Origin of the sequence: Xanthobacter luteus, assembly GCF_040049235.1 — a bacterium.
Classification (GTDB): Bacteria; Pseudomonadota; Alphaproteobacteria; order Rhizobiales; family Xanthobacteraceae; genus Xanthobacter.
The window spans coordinates 81,273-96,856 of sequence record NZ_JBDZDO010000009.1; the positions used below are offsets into that span (position 1 = coordinate 81,273).

General features: G+C 71.7%; 13 protein-coding genes. All 13 read right to left on the reverse strand.

Going from position 1 to position 15,584, the window contains the following annotated elements:
• The 13 genes from ABLE88_RS22510 to dnaN all read right to left on the reverse strand — a co-directional run bounded on the left by ABLE88_RS22510 (position 1) and on the right by dnaN (position 15,141).
• Complete coding sequence (locus ABLE88_RS22510; RefSeq protein WP_348834068.1) at positions 1-654, reverse strand: hypothetical protein; 654 nt, start codon at positions 652-654, stop codon at positions 1-3.
• Positions 654-1,565, reverse strand: coding sequence for an aldo/keto reductase (locus tag ABLE88_RS22515; protein ID WP_348834069.1), 912 nt, complete (start codon positions 1,563-1,565; stop codon positions 654-656). Before ABLE88_RS22515 ends, ABLE88_RS22510 begins: the two co-directional genes overlap by 1 nt.
• Before the next feature lie 232 nt (positions 1,566-1,797).
• A complete protein-coding gene (cysK, locus tag ABLE88_RS22520) occupies positions 1,798-2,784 on the reverse strand; it encodes a cysteine synthase A (protein WP_348834071.1) in 987 nt (328 codons plus the stop codon).
• Between the two features lie 48 nt (positions 2,785-2,832).
• Positions 2,833-3,273 (reverse strand): RrF2 family transcriptional regulator, encoded by a 441-nt coding sequence (locus ABLE88_RS22525; protein ID WP_348834073.1) that lies wholly within the window; start codon positions 3,271-3,273, stop codon positions 2,833-2,835.
• Between the two features lie 22 nt (positions 3,274-3,295).
• Positions 3,296-3,772 carry a dUTP diphosphatase gene (gene dut / locus ABLE88_RS22530; protein ID WP_348834075.1) on the reverse strand — a complete coding sequence of 159 codons (477 nt, stop codon included), beginning with the start codon at positions 3,770-3,772 and terminating at the stop codon, positions 3,296-3,298.
• Complete coding sequence (coaBC, locus tag ABLE88_RS22535; protein WP_348834076.1) at positions 3,769-4,983, reverse strand: bifunctional phosphopantothenoylcysteine decarboxylase/phosphopantothenate--cysteine ligase CoaBC; 1,215 nt, start codon at positions 4,981-4,983, stop codon at positions 3,769-3,771. The genes dut and coaBC overlap by 4 nt, the downstream gene beginning before the upstream one ends.
• Positions 4,984-5,080: 97 nt before the next feature.
• Positions 5,081-6,649, reverse strand: a complete 1,569-nt coding sequence (gene ubiB, locus ABLE88_RS22540) for a 2-polyprenylphenol 6-hydroxylase (RefSeq protein WP_348834077.1) — start codon at positions 6,647-6,649, stop codon at positions 5,081-5,083.
• A 34-nt stretch (positions 6,650-6,683) separates the two neighbouring features.
• Positions 6,684-7,481 carry a bifunctional demethylmenaquinone methyltransferase/2-methoxy-6-polyprenyl-1,4-benzoquinol methylase UbiE gene (gene ubiE, locus ABLE88_RS22545; RefSeq protein WP_348834078.1) on the reverse strand — a complete coding sequence of 266 codons (798 nt, stop codon included), beginning with the start codon at positions 7,479-7,481 and terminating at the stop codon, positions 6,684-6,686.
• A 126-nt stretch (positions 7,482-7,607) separates the two neighbouring features.
• Entirely contained in the window at positions 7,608-7,814 is a 207-nt protein-coding gene (locus ABLE88_RS22550; RefSeq protein WP_348834080.1) for a hypothetical protein, read from the reverse strand.
• A gap of 326 nt (positions 7,815-8,140) precedes the next feature.
• Positions 8,141-11,653, reverse strand: coding sequence for a PAS domain-containing hybrid sensor histidine kinase/response regulator (locus ABLE88_RS22555; RefSeq protein ID WP_348834082.1), 3,513 nt, complete (start codon positions 11,651-11,653; stop codon positions 8,141-8,143).
• 166 nt (positions 11,654-11,819) lie between these two features.
• Positions 11,820-12,470, reverse strand: a complete 651-nt coding sequence (locus tag ABLE88_RS22560) for a L,D-transpeptidase (RefSeq protein ID WP_348834083.1) — start codon at positions 12,468-12,470, stop codon at positions 11,820-11,822.
• 291 nt (positions 12,471-12,761) lie between these two features.
• A complete protein-coding gene (recF, locus tag ABLE88_RS22565; protein ID WP_348834085.1) occupies positions 12,762-13,913 on the reverse strand; it encodes a DNA replication/repair protein RecF in 1,152 nt (383 codons plus the stop codon).
• 106 nt (positions 13,914-14,019) lie between these two features.
• Positions 14,020-15,141 (reverse strand): DNA polymerase III subunit beta, encoded by a 1,122-nt coding sequence (gene dnaN / locus ABLE88_RS22570; RefSeq protein ID WP_348834087.1) that lies wholly within the window; start codon positions 15,139-15,141, stop codon positions 14,020-14,022.
• Positions 15,142-15,584 lie beyond the last annotated feature (443 nt).

Below are 15,584 nucleotides of genomic sequence, written 5' to 3' on the forward strand. Positions count from 1 at the left end.
TCAGGCCCGGGGCGGCGGCCGGGGCCACAGCAGCGCAGCGGCGGGCGCCAGCGCCGCCGCGGCGAAGGGGACGAAGGCCTGCGCCGTGCCGAGCGTCCACAGGGTCGCGGCGGAAAACAGGCACCACAGCACCGGGATCGGCCACAGCGCGATCCCGGCGCCGGCCATGACGAGCACCCCCAGCGTGCCGATGGCGGTCGGGTCCGGCGCCAGGCCGAACACCTCCGCCGAAGCGAGCGGGCGCCCCGACAGCGGCGCGAGCAGCGGATAGGCGAAGGCGACGGCGAGCAGGGCCGCGCCCGCGATCATCCGCCGTGCCGGCGGACGCCCGGCGGCCGCGCCGTCCGCCGCCGCGAGCGCCAGCAGCATCGCCTGGAGCGCGAACAACGGCGCCACATAAGACATCGCCCAATTGACGACGCCGTAGCGATTCCACAGGAACGCCCATCCCACGAACGCCCACAGCACGGCGAGGATGGCCGTCGCGATCCGGGCGCCCGTGCGCAGGCACGCCAGACCGGCGGCGACCGCGAGCACCTGCCCCGCGAGCGGCAGCGGCCAGAGCGCGCCATTGCCGAGCTCGAACATGCGCCAATAGACCCGCGGCGAGAACATCAGGAAGTCCTCGGGGGAGTAGGTCCACCACTCCGGCATCACACAGCCCGCACGTCCGCGGCCATGCGCTCGCGCAGCGCCCGGTCCGGAAGCGGCGGCGCGGCGGCGGCCAGATTCTCCCGCACATGATCCGCGCGCGTGGTTGCCGGGATGGCGGCGGTCACCGCCGGGTGGGAGAGGATGAACTTCAGGATCGCCTGCGCCCAGCTTGTCGCGCCGATCTCCCCGGCCCAGCCCGGCAGGGGCGCCTGGGCGAGGCGTCTCGTGAGCGCGCCTTGCCGGAACGGCCGGTTGACGAGCACCGCGATCCCCCGGTCGGCGGCGAGCGGCAGGAGCCGGGCTTCCGCCTCCCGGTCGAGGATGTTGTAGGTGAGCTGCACGAAGTCCAGCCGCTCATCGCGCATGACGCGCTCGAACTCCGCCTGGCGCCGGCCCTCGGAGGTGGTGATCCCCACATAGCGCACCTGCCCCGCCGCCTTCATGGCCGTAAGCCGCGGCAGGTGGGCCTTCCAGTCCAGCAGATTGTGCACCTGGAGCAGGTCGAAGCGCGGCACGCCCCAGAATTCGCGCGAGCGCTCGATCTGCGCCGCACCGGCCGCACCCTGCGCGGTCCAGACCTTCTCGGCCGAGAACAGACGCTGCGGCTTCACTTGGGCAAGGCCATGGCCGACCACCGCCCGGGACGAGCCGTACATGGGCGAGGAATCGATCACGCTGCCGCCCGCGGCGAAGAACGCCGCCATCACCGCCGCGCACTCCGCGCGCAGGGCCGGGTCATCGCCGACATTGAAGGTGATCCAGGTGCCGAGGCCGACCGCGGGGATCGCCTCCCCGCTGGAGGGGATCACCCGGGCGAGCACGGATGGCGGCCCGGCGGCGGCGCGCTTTGGCTGGGCGGCGAGCGCCGCGAGCGGGGCGAGCTCGAGAAGGCGGCGGCGGGTGATCGGCATGGCGGCGGCTGGGGTCCTTTCGCGCACGGGAAGTAAACCCCGCCAGCCGTCCCAAGGTCACCCGCACGCATGTCACGCTTTGGTGTGGCCCGCCGCGGCGCCGTCGACCGGCCCGGCAGCCGGCGGCCCCCGGCGCGGCCGGCACCGGCGCAGTTCGTGGCTGGCCGGCGCCCGCGCATTTCGGCTGGTCCCCGAGGCCCCGGGGCCGGCCCGCTGCGGCCCCGGCCGCGCCTCAGAGCCCTTCGAACAGGGCCGTCGAGAGATAGCGTTCGGCGAAGGACGGCACGATGGCGACGATGGTCTTGCCCGCCATGTCGTCGCGCACCGCCACCTCCAGCGCCGCGGCGATGGCCGCGCCGGAGGAGATGCCGCCGGGAATGCCCTCGTAGCGGGCGAGCGCGCGGGCAGTGTCGAACGCGGTCTGGTTGCCGACCGTGACCACCTCGTCGATCACCGCGCGGTCCAGCACCTCGGGCACGAAGCCGGCGCCGATGCCCTGGATCTTGTGCGGGCCGGGCTGGCCGCCGGAGAGCACCGGGCTGTCCTCCGGCTCCACCGCGATCATGCGCAGCGACGGCTTGCGGGCCTTCAGCACCTGGCCGATGCCGGTGATGGTGCCGCCGGTGCCGACGCCGGCCACCACCGCGTCCACCTTGCCGTCGGTGTCGTTCCAGATCTCCTCCGCCGTGGTGCGGCGGTGAACCTCCGGATTGGCCTTGTTCTTGAACTGCTGCGGCATCGCCGCCTTGGGCAGCTCGCGCAGCATCTGCTCGGCGCGCGAGACCGCGCCCTTCATGCCGAGGCTCGCCGGCGTCAGCACCAGCTCGGCGCCGAGCAGCGCCAGCATCTTGCGCCGCTCCACCGACATGCTCTCCGGCATCACCAGGATCAGCCGATAGCCGCGCGCGGCGGCGACGAAGGCGAGCGCGATGCCGGTATTGCCCGAGGTGGGCTCCACCAGCACCGTGTCCTGATCGATCGCGCCGGCTGCCTCCATGGCGTCGATCATGGCGACGCCGATGCGGTCCTTGACCGAGGCGATGGGGTTGAAGAACTCGAGCTTGGCGAGGATGTCCGCCTTGGCGCCGCGCAGCTGCGGCAGGCGCTTCAGGCGCACCAGGGGGGTGTTGCCGATGGTCTCGGTGATGGATTCATAGACCCGGCCCCGCCCGGGGCGCGGCCCCGCATGGGGGACGACTTTCACGGCGGCATCAGCCATGGCGATCTCCTGCTTCTTGTTGGTTCGGACGCCCGTTCGCGCCCGTCCTCAGATGGCGAAGTCTATGCGCTCGTTCTCGGATCCGTGGCCGTTGCGGTCGGCGGCGCGGCAGAGGTCCTCGAGCGTCACCCCGTCGAGCGCGGTGTCGAAGGTCTCCTCGGCGGCGGCGACCGCCGGCTGCACCACCTCGGTGACGAGGGGCGGCAGCACGATCTCGCGCTCCTCCTCGGCGCCCTCCACCACCCGCACGATCTCGGCCACCGAGACGCGCCGGCGCTCGCGGGCGAGCTCGTAGCCGCCGCGCGGTCCGCGCACGCCCTTCAGGACGCCGGCATGGACCAAAGCCTGGAGCACCGGCTCCAGCCGGCGGGGCGGCAGGCCGTGGCGGGCGGCCAGCGCCTTGGCCGCCACAGGCGTTCCGCGCGCATGGACGGCGACGTCCACCACGGCGGCGATGGCGAGAAGGCTCTTGTCGGATAAACGCGGCATGGGACTGTGGCTTGTTTCGAATTCAGGCGCCGCCGAGTCCTGTCGAACCAAAACCACCGACGCCGCGTGCAGTTTGCCCCAAATCCCCGGTTTCCTCCAGCATTATTTGCGAGACCGGCGCCACCACCAACTGGGCGATGCGCATGCCGCGCGTGATGACGAACGGCGCGGGGCCGTGATTGATGAGGATCGCCATCACCTCGCCGCGATAGTCCGCATCCACCGTGCCGGGGGCGTTGAGCACCGTGACGCCGAACTTCAGCGCCAGCCCGGAGCGCGGCCGCACCTGGCCCTCGAAGCCGGAGGGCAGCGCCATGGCGAGGCCCGTGGGCACCGCCGCGAAGGCGCCGGGCGCGAGCACCATCGGCGCCTCCGCCGGAACGGCGGCGACGAGGTCGAGCCCGGCGGCATCGGCGCTGGCATAATGGGGCAAGGGCAGGTCCGCCCCGTGCGGCAGGCGCAGGAGGCGCAGGACGGGCACGCTCCCCCGGCCGCTCATCGGCCCGCCTCGCCGAGCGCCGCGGCGATGCGCGCCACGAGGCGCCGGGCCACCTCGGCCTTGGAGGCGGACGGCCAGTCCTCCACCCCCTCGGCGCTGACCAGATGCACGGTGTTGAGGTCGCCGCCCATGATGCCGGTGGCGGGCGAGACGTCGTTGGCGACGATCCAGTCGCAGCCCTTCTTCTCGCGCTTGGCCTTGGCGTGGGCGACCACCTGCTCGGTCTCGGCGGCAAAGCCCACCACCAGACGCGGGCGCAGCGTGTGGTGCCCGGCGATGGCGGCGAGGATGTCGGGGTTCTCCACCAGATGCAGCGTCGGCGCGCCGCCCACCGTCTTCTTGATCTTCTGGTCGGAGGCGTCCGCCACCCGCCAGTCGGCCACTGCCGCGGCGAACACCGCGCAGTCCACCGGCAGGTTCTCCTCCACCGCCGCCATCATCTGCCGGGCGCTCTCCACATGCACCGTGCGCACCCCCTGGGGATCGGCGACCTCCGCCGGCCCCGAGACCAGCACCACCTCCGCCCCGGCCGCGCGGGCGGCGGCGGCGATGGCGTGGCCCTGCTTGCCCGAGGAGCGGTTGGCGATGAAGCGCACCGGGTCGATCGGCTCATGGGTCGGCCCGGAGGTGACGAGCACCCGCCGGCCCTTCAGGATCTGCTGCTGCGGGCTCAGCGTCTCCTCGATGGCGCCGAGGATCTCCATCGGCTCGGCCATGCGGCCGGCGCCGAACTCGTCGCGCTCGGCCATGGCGCCGGCGTTCGGGCCGATGGAGAGCACGCCGTCTTCCTTCAGCCGCGCGAAATTGCGCCGCGTCGCCGGGTGGCCCCACATGCGCGGGTTCATGGCGGGGGCGATCAGCACCGGCTTGTCGGTGGCGATCAGGGCGGTCGAAGCGAGGTCGTCGGCAAAGCCGTTCGCCATCTTGGCGATCAAATCGGCCGTGGCGGGCGCCACCACCACCACATCCGCTTCGCGTGACAGGCGGATGTGGCCGATGTCGTGCTCCGAGGTGAGGTCGAACAGATCGGTGAACACCCGCTCGCCGGTGATGGCGCCCACCGAGAGCGGCGTCACGAACTCCTGCGCCGCCTTGGTGAGGATCGCGCGCACCGAGGCGCCGCGCTCCTTCAGCCGGCGGATCAGCTCCAGGCACTTATAGGCGGCGATGCCGCCGCCGATGACGAGGAGGATGCGTTTTTCGGCGAGCATCAGAGCGTGTCCTGCCAGGGGTCGACGGGGGCGAGGCCGCTCCCTCCCCCCTTTGCCTTGCGCGCAATCTAGCCCGGCATGCGCGAGCGGGCGAGCCTCACCTGAGCCAGTTCAGCAGCAGCCCGGCGGCGATGGCCCAGAGCGCGAGGTTGCCCCAGAAGGCGCGCTTGGCCTCGGCGCGGCCGATGCCGTCGAGGGTCTGCGGCGACAATTGCAGCCCGTCGCGGGTGGCCTCGTCCAGCTGCTCCATGACGCGGGCGGTGCGCGAGAGCAGCGCCGGCACGTCGGCGGCGAAGCGGCCGACCTCGCCGATCCCCGCCCCCGCCTGCTGCAGCCGCCCGACCGGGCCGAGATTGCGGGCGATCCAGTCCTCCACCACGGGGGCGGCGGTGCTCCACATGTCGAGCTTGGGGTCGAGCGAGCGGGCGACGCCCTCCACCACCACCATGGTCTTTTGGAGAAGGATCAGCTCGGGGCGCGTGCGCATGTCGAAAAGCGCAGTGACTTCAAGCAGAAGCGCGAGCAGGCGCGCCATCGAGATCTGGTCCGCCCGGCGCGAGTGGATGGGCTCGCCGATGGCACGGATGGCGAGCGCGAAGTCGTCCACCGAATGGTGCGCCGGCACGTAGCCGGCCTCGAAATGGACCTCGGCGGTGCGGCGCCAGTTGCGGGTGATGAAGCCGTAGAGGATCTCGGCCAGAAAGCGCCGCTCCTTGAGCCCGAGGCGGCCCATGATGCCGCAGTCCACGACCACCAGACGCCCTTGGGAATCAACGAACAAATTGCCCGGATGCATGTCGGCGTGGAAGAAGCCGTCGCGCATCGCCTGGCGCAGGAAGGACTGCATGACGATGCGGGCGATGGCCTTGAGATCGTGCCCCGCCGCGACCAGCGCCGCCCGGTCGGAGAGCTTGATGCCGTCGATCCACTCGGTGGTGAGCACCTCGCGCCCGGAGCGGTTCCAGTCCACCTGCGGCACGTGAAGTTCCGTGTCTTCGCGCGTATTCTCCGCGAGTTCCGCATAGGCCGCCGCCTCGAGCCGCAGGTCCATCTCCATTGTGACCGAGCGGGCGAGGGTCTCCACCACCGCCTCGAGCCGCAGGCGCCGGGCCTCCGGGAAATGCTCCTCGGCGAAATGGGCGAGGCGGCGGAAGCTCGCCATGTCGGCGCCGAAGCGCCGCTCGATGCCCGGGCGCAGGATCTTCACCGCCACGTCGCGGCGCGTGCCGTCCTCCTCGAGCGCCACCGCCTTGTGCACCTCGGCGATGGAGGCGGCGGCCACCGCCGGGCCGAACACCTCGAACATCTCGCCAAGCGGCCGCTCGAAGGCCGCGGCCACCGTCGCCTCGGCGACGTCCTGTCCGAAATCGGGCATGCGGTCCTGGAGCACCTCCAGGTCGCGGGCGACCGAGGCGCCCACCACGTCGGGCCGGGTGGCGAGGAACTGGCCGAGCTTCACGTAAGACGGCCCGAGCCGCGAGAGCGCGGCGGAGAAGCGGGCGGCGCGGGTGCCGGCATCGCGCCGGGCGATCAGGCGGGCGAGGCGCAGGAACGGGCGCGCCAGCGGCGGCGCCGGCGCGACCGGCATGAGCGAGAGCACGCCCTCGCGTGCGAGCACATAGCCCGCGCGGGCAAGGCGCGCGGCGTCGGCGAGGACGAAGATCACGGGGCGGACCCTTCGCGGCGGCTTGCGGCGCCCATCAGATGCGGAAGCCCCAGTGGAGCGCCACCACGCCGCCGGTCATGCGCATGACGTCGACGCGGGCGAAGCCGGCATCGCGCATCAATTGCGCGAACGCCTCGGCGGTCGGGAAGCGGCGGATGGATTCCACCAGATACCGGTAGGGCTCGCCATCCCCCGCCACCATGCGCCCCAGCGCCGGGATGACGCGAAACGAATAGGCGTCGTAGACCGCGTCGAGGCCGGGCACGTCCACCTTGGAGAATTCCAGCACGAAGGCGCACCCGCCCGGCTTCAGCACGCGCCGCATCTCGGCGAGCGCGGCGGGGATGCGCGGCACGTTGCGGATGCCGAAGGCGATGGTCACCGCGTCGAAGCTGCGGTCGGGGAAGGGCAGCGCCTCGGCGTTGGCCTCGGCGAACTCCACCCGTCCGCCGAGCCCGCGCTTTTCGGCGCGTTCGCGGCCCACCGCGAGCATCTCGGCGTTGATGTCCGCGACCACCGCGCTGGTGCCCGGCCCGCCGGCCTCCACCACGCGGAAGGCGACGTCCCCGGTGCCGCCGGCGAGGTCCAGCAGGCGGAACGCCCGCTCGCTTCTGGGCGGGCGCACCTTGGACACCAGAGCGTCCTTCCACACCCGGTGGAGGCCGCCGGACATGAGGTCGTTCATGATGTCGTAGCGGCGCGCCACCTTGTGGAACACCTCGTCCACCAGCGACTGCTTGGCGTCGAGCGGCACGGTGCGGTAGCCGAAATGGGTTTCGGCCGCCCCGCCGTCGGACGGCTCGTCGCGGAAGGTGTCGGTGGGGTCCGTCATGGTCTCGCGCCGCGATCTCTGTTCGTGCTGGCGGCGGACCTTATCGGATGACGGCGCGCGGCGCCACAAAGCCGCCCGGCGGGCGGCGGCACGCCGCATGCGGCGCGCCCGCGCAGGGCGGCGCGCTCAGCGGGCCGAGCGCGGGCCCTGCGGGAGATGCACCATGCCGGCGATGTCGAACTCGAAGGCTTCGAGGGAATAGCGTGTCTCGCGGCGCGCGCCATCGCGCCCGCCGGCCGGCGGCGCGTCGGTCCGGCTGCGTGCCAGGCGCCGCCGGAGGGCGGCGATCTCCCGACGCAGGGGAAAGATCGGCAGGTTGATGGTGATCGTCATAACTACGCTCCACCAATATTCACAGCTCATTTCGAGCAGAAACCGCTACAGAATTTTACAGACCCGCAACAAATCCTACTCCGTAAGCGTGCATCTGCGGCACGGGTCTAGGAAGCCCGGCGAACGGGGCGTGAATTTGACCACCATGGGATCATGTGGAGACCAATTGCGGCATCCCCCGCCGCGGAAAACCTTGGTTAAAAAGGTGTTAGCCCCCGCCCGCCGCCACCCGGCCGGACCCGATGGCCCAGCCACCGGGCGCGGCAAGGGAATCGTCCGGCCGCGCCGGCGCGCGGCGCCGGCGGCAATGGGCATGGGGCGGGCGTCTATTCCGCGGCGGTGCGGGCGAGGCGGCCCTGGGCCAGCACCGCGCGCAGGGCGGCGGGCTTCAGCGGCTTGTTCAGCACCGTGATCTCCGCCGCCTTCGCCGCCTCCCGCACCTTGCGGGAGCGGTCGGCGGTGATCAGCACCGCCGGCAGCTTGCCGAGCTTCCAGCGCAACGCCATCACCGCGTCGATGCCGTTGCCGTCATCGAGGTGATAGTCCACCAGCGCGAAATCGGGGCTTTTGCGCAGGTCGCGCACCCGCTCCAGCGCCTCCACCGCGTCGGCCGCCTTGATCACCTCGCAGCCCCAGCCGCTGAGCAGCATCTCCATGCCCTCGAGGATGGCCGGCTCGTTGTCGATGGCGAGGATGGTCAGGCCGTCGAGGCGCACCCCGCCGCGCGCCGGCTCGGCGGGGGCCGGCGCCTCCTCGGGCACCTGGACCGCGATCGGCAGCTCCACGCTGAACACCGAGCCCTTTCCCGGGGCCGAGCGCATCGCCACCGGATGGTCGAGCACGCGGGCGATGCGCTCGACGATCGACAGACCAAGCCCCAGCCCGCGCGCCTCCCGCGCGCCCCGGTCGAGCCGCTGGAACTCCTGGAACACCAGCTTGTGCTTGGATTTGGGGATGCCGACGCCGGTGTCGAACACCTCGATGCGCAGCCGGCCCTTGCGGCGCCGGCAGCCCACCAGCACCCGCCCCTTGGGCGTGTACTTGATGGCGTTGGAGATGAAGTTCTGCAGCAGCCGCCGCAGCAGCCGGCGGTCCGAGCGCACGGCGAGCGAGCAGGGCACGAAGGCGAGGGCGATGCCCTTCTCCTGCGCCAGCGGAACGAACTCCATCTCCAGCTGCTTCAGCACGTCGGCGATGCGGAATGGCGCGATCTCCGGCCGCATGGCCCCGGAATCGAGCCGCGAGATGTCGAGCAGCGCGCCGAGAATCTCCTCCACCGCCTCGAGCGAGGCGTCCACATTGCCGGCGAGGCGCTGGTCCTCCGCGCCCTTGGAGCGCTCCACCAGGCTCGTCACATAGAGCCGCGCGGCATTGAGAGGCTGCAGGATGTCGTGGCTCGCGGCGGCGAGGAAGCGCGTCTTGGAGATGTTGGCCTCGTCGGCCTCGGCCTTGGCCTTCTCCAGCGCGTGGTTGAGGCGCTCGAGCTCCTTGGTGCGCTCGCGCACGCGCCGCTCCAGGGTCTCGTTGGCGCGCTCCAAGGCAAGCGCCGCCTCCACCGAGGCGGTGATGTCGGTGTAGGTCACGGCGATGCCGCCGTCGGGCATGGGGTCGGAGCGGGCCTCGATCACGGTGCCGCGCTGGTGCAGGCGCTCGAAGAAGGAGGTGCTGGCATGGGCGTAGCGCGCCACGCGCTCCTCCGGCCGCAGCGCCGCCCCCTCGCGCTCGGCCGGGGCGCTGGCGAGGATGTCGTGGAGCGGCACGCCCACCGCGTAGCAGTCCCCCGGCAGATCCAGCATGTCGCCGAAGCGCCGGTTCCAGCACACGAGGCGCAGCTCCCTGTCGAACACGGCGATGCCCTGGCCCACATGGTCGATGGCGTTCTGGAGCAGCTCGCGGTTGTACTGGATCGCGGCGGAGGCGTCGTCGAGCAGCTTCAGGGCCGCCTTGGTGGAGACCGCGCGCTTGCGCAGCAGCAGCGACAGCACGAGGCGCGAGGAGGCGGCGCCGACCGCGGAGGCGAGCAGGTGCTCGGCATAGCGCACCGTGCCGGCGTCCGCCTCGCGGTCGAGATCGAGCGGCACGCCCTGCATGCGGGCGAAGCTCTCGAACGCCGCGCGCGCCCGCGCCTCGCCCAGATAGCGCTCGACGGTGGCGATCACCTCGCCCACCGTCACGGACGAGCGCCAGCGCCGGAACGCCGGGCGCAGCGGCGCCTTGTCGGCGTTCTGGATCATGAACAGGCCGGCCTGCACCCGCTCGATCTGGCTCGGCCGGGTGAGGAAGGAGACGACGATCAGCACCAGAGCATTCACGCCGAGGCTCCAGGTCACCCCGTGCGCGAGCGCGCCGGCATGGATGCCGAGCAGCGCCGTGGGGCGCAGCAGGCCGATGCCGAACGGCCCCGCCTCCACGAAGGCCCGGGAGATCAGGCCGGCGTCCGCGAGGCTCGGCAACAGCAGCGTGTAGGCCCAGATGACGATGCCGGCGACGATGGCCGCCATGGCGCCTTTGGCGGTGGCGCGCTGCCACACCAGGCCGGCGGCGAAGGCCGGCCCCACCTGGGCGATGGCGGCGAAGGAGAGCAGGCCGATCTGCGCCAGCTGCACCTCGCCCGTGGTGCGGTAATAAAGATAAGCCAGCAGCAGGGTGAGGAAGATGGAGGTGCGCCGCACCAGCAGCACGATGCCCATCATGTCCTGCGGCTGGCCGGCCTCCTCGGCGCGCTCGGCGCGGCGCCGCAGCAGCAGCGGCATCACCAGATCGTTGGAGATCATGATCGAGAGCGCCACGCTCTCGACGATCACCATGGCGGTGGCGGCCGACAGCCCGCCGACGAAGGCGAACAGAGCGAGCCCCTCCATGCCGGCCGAGAGCGGCACGGCGAGCACGTAGACGTCGCTGTCGACGATCGAGGAGGGAAACAGCGTCATGCCGCCGAGCGCCAGCGGCACCACGAACAGGTTGATCAGCACGAGGTAGAGCGGAAACAGCCAGCGCGCGCGCCGGATCTCCTCCTCGCCCTTGTTCTCCACCACCGCCACGTGGAACTGGCGCGGCAAAAGCACGAACGCCCCCGCCGAGAGGATCGTCATGGTGGCCCAGTTCTCGAGCGCCAGGCCCTGGGTGAAGGGGGCGACCACCTGGGCGTTGCGCGCCGCGTCCCACAGGTCCACCGGGCCGTCGAACAGGATGAAGGTGACGAGGATGCCGACCGCCAGGAAGGCGGCGAGCTTGACCAGCGATTCGGTGGCGATGGCGAGCATCAGCCCGTCCTGGTGCTCGGTGGCGTCGGCGTGGCGGGTGCCGAACAGCACCGCGAACGCCGCCATGGCGCAGGCCACGAACAGCGCGAGGTCGCCCACCACCGAGAAGTGCGAGGCATCGCCCGCGAAATGGCCGAGCACCGCCAGGAGCGAGGCGGACACCGCCTTCAGCTGCAGCGAGATGTAGGGGATGGCGCCGACGATGGCGACCAGCGCCACCAGCGCCGCGATGCCCTGGTTCTTGCCGTAGCGCGCGGCGATGAAGTCGGCCACCGAGGTGATGTTGTGGGCCTTGGCGAGCCGCACGATGCGCAGGAACACCGGCGCGCCCACGGTCATGACGATGACCGGGCCGAGATAGATGGTGAGGAAGTCGAAGCCGTGGGTGGTGGCGAACCCCACCGAGCCGAAGAAGGTCCAGGAGGTGCAGTAGACCGCCAGCGACAGCGAATAGATCAGCGGGCGCGGGGCGCGCCGCGCCGATGCGGGCCGGATGCGGTCTCCGAAGCTCGCGATGGCGAACAGCAGCCCGATATAGCCGAGGGCCGCGAAGATGACGACGGAGGCCTGGACCATCTCTGCCTTCCCGCGGCGCCTGTGCCGGCGCCGTCCGGAAGCGGAAGCTGATCATTTGCCGGATTGCTTGTCCAGCGCGCAGCCCCGGGCGCGCGCCCGCGGCGCTCGGCTCCCCGCGCCCGCCAAGCCGGACCGAGGCCGGCTGCGGCCGGGCCGCGCCGCGGCGTCAGCCGAGCACGATCACCCGGGTGCCGAGCGGCACGCGCTCGTAGAGGTCGATGATGTCCTGGTTGAGCAGGCGGATGCAGCCCGAGGAGACCTGCTTGCCGATGCTCCAGGGCTCGATGGTGCCGTGGATGCGGAACAGCGTGTCCCGGTCGCCCTCGTAGAGATAAAGCGCGCGCGGGCCGAGCGGGTTGTCCTCGCCGCCGGGCAGGCCGTTGGCGTAGGGCCCGTAGCGGGCCGGCTGCAGGCGGATCATGTTCGCGGTCGGCGTCCAGCCCGGCCACTTCTCCTTGCGGCGGATGGTGGCCCAGCCCTTGAAGGAATAGCCCTGCTTGCCGACGCCCACGCCGTAGCGGATGGCGCGGTTGTTCTTCTGGACCAGATAGAGGTAGCGCCGGTCGATGTCGATGACGATGGTGCCGGGCGCGTAGGAGCCGTCGTAATCCACCTCCTGGCGCAGGAATTCGGGGTCCACCTCTTCGAGGTCCACCGCGTCCACCGGATGCGGCTCGCCGTCGATCGGCCCGTACATGCGCACCAGGTGCGCCGGGTAGACCGGAACCCGCGCCGCCGGCTGCGTGGTCTGGCAGGCGGCGAGGGCAAGGGGGGCGCCGAGCAGGAACAGCCGGCGGGAAAGGACGGGGGAAGTCACGGGATCATCACTGGCCATGGTCTGCCCAACGCTACTCCGGGTTTGCCATCGCGCGGCACGGCGCGCGCGGGCGGCGAACCGCCCGTGTCGTCGCTCATTGAAGCGTGTTCGGGTGGCGTTAAGGTTAACGCCCGGCGCGGCGAACGGTGCCGCTTCGCATCTGCGAACGGTGGTAGCACCCGCGGACCGCGCGCGGGTGGCGCCGGCGCCACAGCATTTCACGAAACAACATCGCGGGATTGTGATTGAGGGGCTTGCGCCGCGCCGGCGCGCGCCAACCGCGGGCGCGCCTTACAGGACCGGCGCGATCCGCCCCGGGCTGACGGCGAACCGCTCGGCCTCTTCCAGCGCGTCGAAGGCGGAGGGGTCGGCGCCGGTCATCCAGACCTGGGCGCCGAGCCAGCTGAGCGCCTCGAACAGGCCGGCGCGCCGCGCGGCGTCGAGATAGGCCGCCACGTCGTCCAGCAGCAGCACCGGCGCGAGGCCGCCCATGGCGGCGACGAGGCGGGCGTGGGAAAGCGTGAGGCCGATCATCAGCGACTTCTGCTCGCCGGTGGAGCAGCGCGCGGCCGGCAGGCGCTTCGCGCCGTGGCTCACCAGGAGGTCGGTGAGGTGCGGGCCCTCCAGCGTGCGTCCGGCGGCCCGGTCGCGCGGGCGGTTGTCGGCCAGCAAGGCGCGGTAGCGGTCCTCCGCCTCCGCCGCGCGGTGCGCGGCGACGAGCCGCTCCACCGCCCCGTCGAGGGCGATCTCGGCAAAGGGAAAGGGCGAGGCCTCCGCGGCGTGGGCGGCGATCTCGGCGGCGAGCCGCTCCACGGTCTCGAGGCGCGCGGCGGCGACCGCAACAGCGAGCTCCGCCGTCTCGTGCTCCACCGCGTCGAGGAAACGCGGCGCGCCGTTGTCCTCCAGCAGGCGGTTGCGCGCCCGCAGCGCCCGCTCGAGCGCGTTGACCCGGCTGCCATGGGCGCTGTCCACGGCGAGCACCAGCCGGTCCAGATAGCGCCGGCGGTCGGAGGGCGGGCCGAGAAACAGCCCGTCCATCTCCGGCGTCAGCCACACCACCTTCAGATGGTCGAGGAACTGGGCGGCGGACGCGGTCTCCCCCTCGATGCGGAAGCGCCGCTGGGCGCCGTCCGGCCCGCCGTCGATGCCGGTGCCGAGCCGCGCCGGGCCGAGCGCGCCCTCCACCAAGGCCGAGACCGCCCAGCCGCCGGCCGCGGCGTGCCCCTCCCCTTCCCCCGCCTCGGCATGGGCGACGTCGGCGAGCTGCGCGCGCCGCAGGCCCCGGCCGGGCGAGAGGAAGGAGATCGCCTCCAGCAGGTTGGTCTTGCCGGCGCCGTTCGGGCCGGTGAGCACCACGGGGCCCGCGCCCACGCTCACCTGCGCCGTCGCGTAGGAGCGGAAGCGGGTGAGCTGGAGCTTCAGGATTCGCGCGGCGGGGGGCATTGGTTGCCAGAATTAGGACGCCGCGCCCCAGTGGCGCAACCGGCGGGCGCCGACGCCGCCTTAACGCCGGCAGGTCTCGCACCGGCAGGCCGCGCACCCGCGTGTCTCACACCCGCATGGGCATGAGCACGTAGAGCGCGTCGGTCTTGGTGGAATCGCGCACCAAGGTGGGCGAGCCGGGATCGGCGAGCTTCAGCTCCGCCGTGTCGCCTTCCAGCTGCGAGGTGATGTCCAGCAGATAGCGCGAATTGAAGCCGATATCGAGCGGCTCGGATGCATAGTCCACCTCCAGCTCCTCGGTGGCGCTGCCGGAATCGGGATTGGTCACCGACAAGGTGAGCTTGCCGTCGGCCAGCGAGAGCTTCACCGCGCGCCCGCGCTCCGAGGACACGGTGGAGACGCGGTCCACCGCGGCGGCGAAGTCGCCCTTGTCCACAAACAGGGTCTTGTCGTTGCCCTGGGGGATCACCCGGCCATAGTCCGGGAACGTGCCGTCGATGAGCTTGGAGGTGAGCACCACCTGGCCGACCGCGACGCGGATCTTGCTGGCGGAGAGCGAGACCGACACCTCCGCGTCCTTGTCCTCCAGCAGCTTCTGCACCTCGGCCACGGTCTTGCGCGGCACGATCACGCCGGGGATGCCGGCCGCGCCATCGGGCGCCGGCAGCTCCGCCTGGGCGAGGCGGTGGCCGTCGGTGGCGACCGCGCGCAGCATCGGCTTGCCCTTGGTGGGCTCGGCCACGTGCAGATAGATGCCGTTGAGATAATAGCGCGTCTCCTCGGTGGAGATCGCGAACTGGGTCTTGTCCACCAGGCGCCGGAAGTCGGCGGCCTTCAGCTTGAAGCTGTGGGAGAAATCGCCCGCGGCAAGGTCCGGGAAATCGGTCTCCGGCAGGGTCTGGAGCTGGAAGCGGGCGCGCGAGGCGCGCACCGTCAGGGTGCCGCGCTCGCCGCCGGCATCGAGCTGCACCTGCGCGCCCTCGGGCAGCTTGCGCACGATGTCATAAAGCACGTGGGCGGGAACCGTGGTGGCGCCCTCCTGGCCGATCTCGGCCGGCATCGTCTCCACCACTTCGAGGTCGAGGTCGGTGGCCTTCAGCTCGAGGCCCGACTTGCCGGCACGGATGAGGACGTTGGCGAGGATCGGAATGGTGTTGCGCCGCTCGACGACGCGGTGGACATGGCTGAGCGACTTGAGAAGCTCGGCGCGCTCGACGGTCACCTTCATGGCCCTGGCCCGTTCACTCTTCGCTCTGGAAATTTGGCGCTCGCGGCGATGGACCTCGCCGCGGACGGGCACCCTGGGGTGGGCGCCGGGCCGCCGACATTGCCGCCCGCGCCGGCTCAAAGCAAGGGCAGGAGCAAAAAATGTGCGCCAAAACAGCCTCTGGCGCCTTCATCCACAAGGGTTCGGGCCGCCGCGCCGAAACCATCCACAAGCACGCGGGGCCCCGAGGGGCGTCATCCACAGGATGGGGCGGGCGCGGGGGCGTGGTCCTCCACAGGGGCCGGGACCGCGCGATCGAAGCGGATCAAGGCGTGCGGGGACACGCGCGCGTCCTCCACAGGGCTGTGGACGCCGCCGTCCACAAGGGCGGGACAGCGCGGCGGCTGGCCGTCCCCGCAATCCGCCGGAGCGGCGTCCACCCGTGCCGGACCACCTCGGGGGCT

Bases quoted from the DNA above. Each gene is read 5' to 3' on its own strand.
- dut (WP_348834075.1), bottom strand. From the start codon at position 3,772: ATGAGCGGCCGGGGGAGCGTGCCCGTCCTGCGCCTCCTGCGCCTGCCG.
- ABLE88_RS22510 (WP_348834068.1), bottom strand. From the start codon at position 654: ATGCCGGAGTGGTGGACCTACTCCCCCGAGGACTTCCTGATGTTCTCG.
- ABLE88_RS22515 (WP_348834069.1), bottom strand. From the start codon at position 1,565: ATGCCGATCACCCGCCGCCGCCTTCTCGAGCTCGCCCCGCTCGCGGCG.
- coaBC (WP_348834076.1), bottom strand. From the start codon at position 4,983: ATGCTCGCCGAAAAACGCATCCTCCTCGTCATCGGCGGCGGCATCGCC.
- cysK (WP_348834071.1), bottom strand. From the start codon at position 2,784: ATGGCTGATGCCGCCGTGAAAGTCGTCCCCCATGCGGGGCCGCGCCCC.
- ubiE (WP_348834078.1), bottom strand. From the start codon at position 7,481: ATGACGGACCCCACCGACACCTTCCGCGACGAGCCGTCCGACGGCGGG.
- ABLE88_RS22550 (WP_348834080.1), bottom strand. From the start codon at position 7,814: ATGACGATCACCATCAACCTGCCGATCTTTCCCCTGCGTCGGGAGATC.
- ABLE88_RS22555 (WP_348834082.1), bottom strand. From the start codon at position 11,653: ATGGTCCAGGCCTCCGTCGTCATCTTCGCGGCCCTCGGCTATATCGGG.
- recF (WP_348834085.1), bottom strand. From the start codon at position 13,913: ATGCCCCCCGCCGCGCGAATCCTGAAGCTCCAGCTCACCCGCTTCCGC.
- ABLE88_RS22525 (WP_348834073.1), bottom strand. From the start codon at position 3,273: ATGCCGCGTTTATCCGACAAGAGCCTTCTCGCCATCGCCGCCGTGGTG.
- dnaN (WP_348834087.1), bottom strand. From the start codon at position 15,141: ATGAAGGTGACCGTCGAGCGCGCCGAGCTTCTCAAGTCGCTCAGCCAT.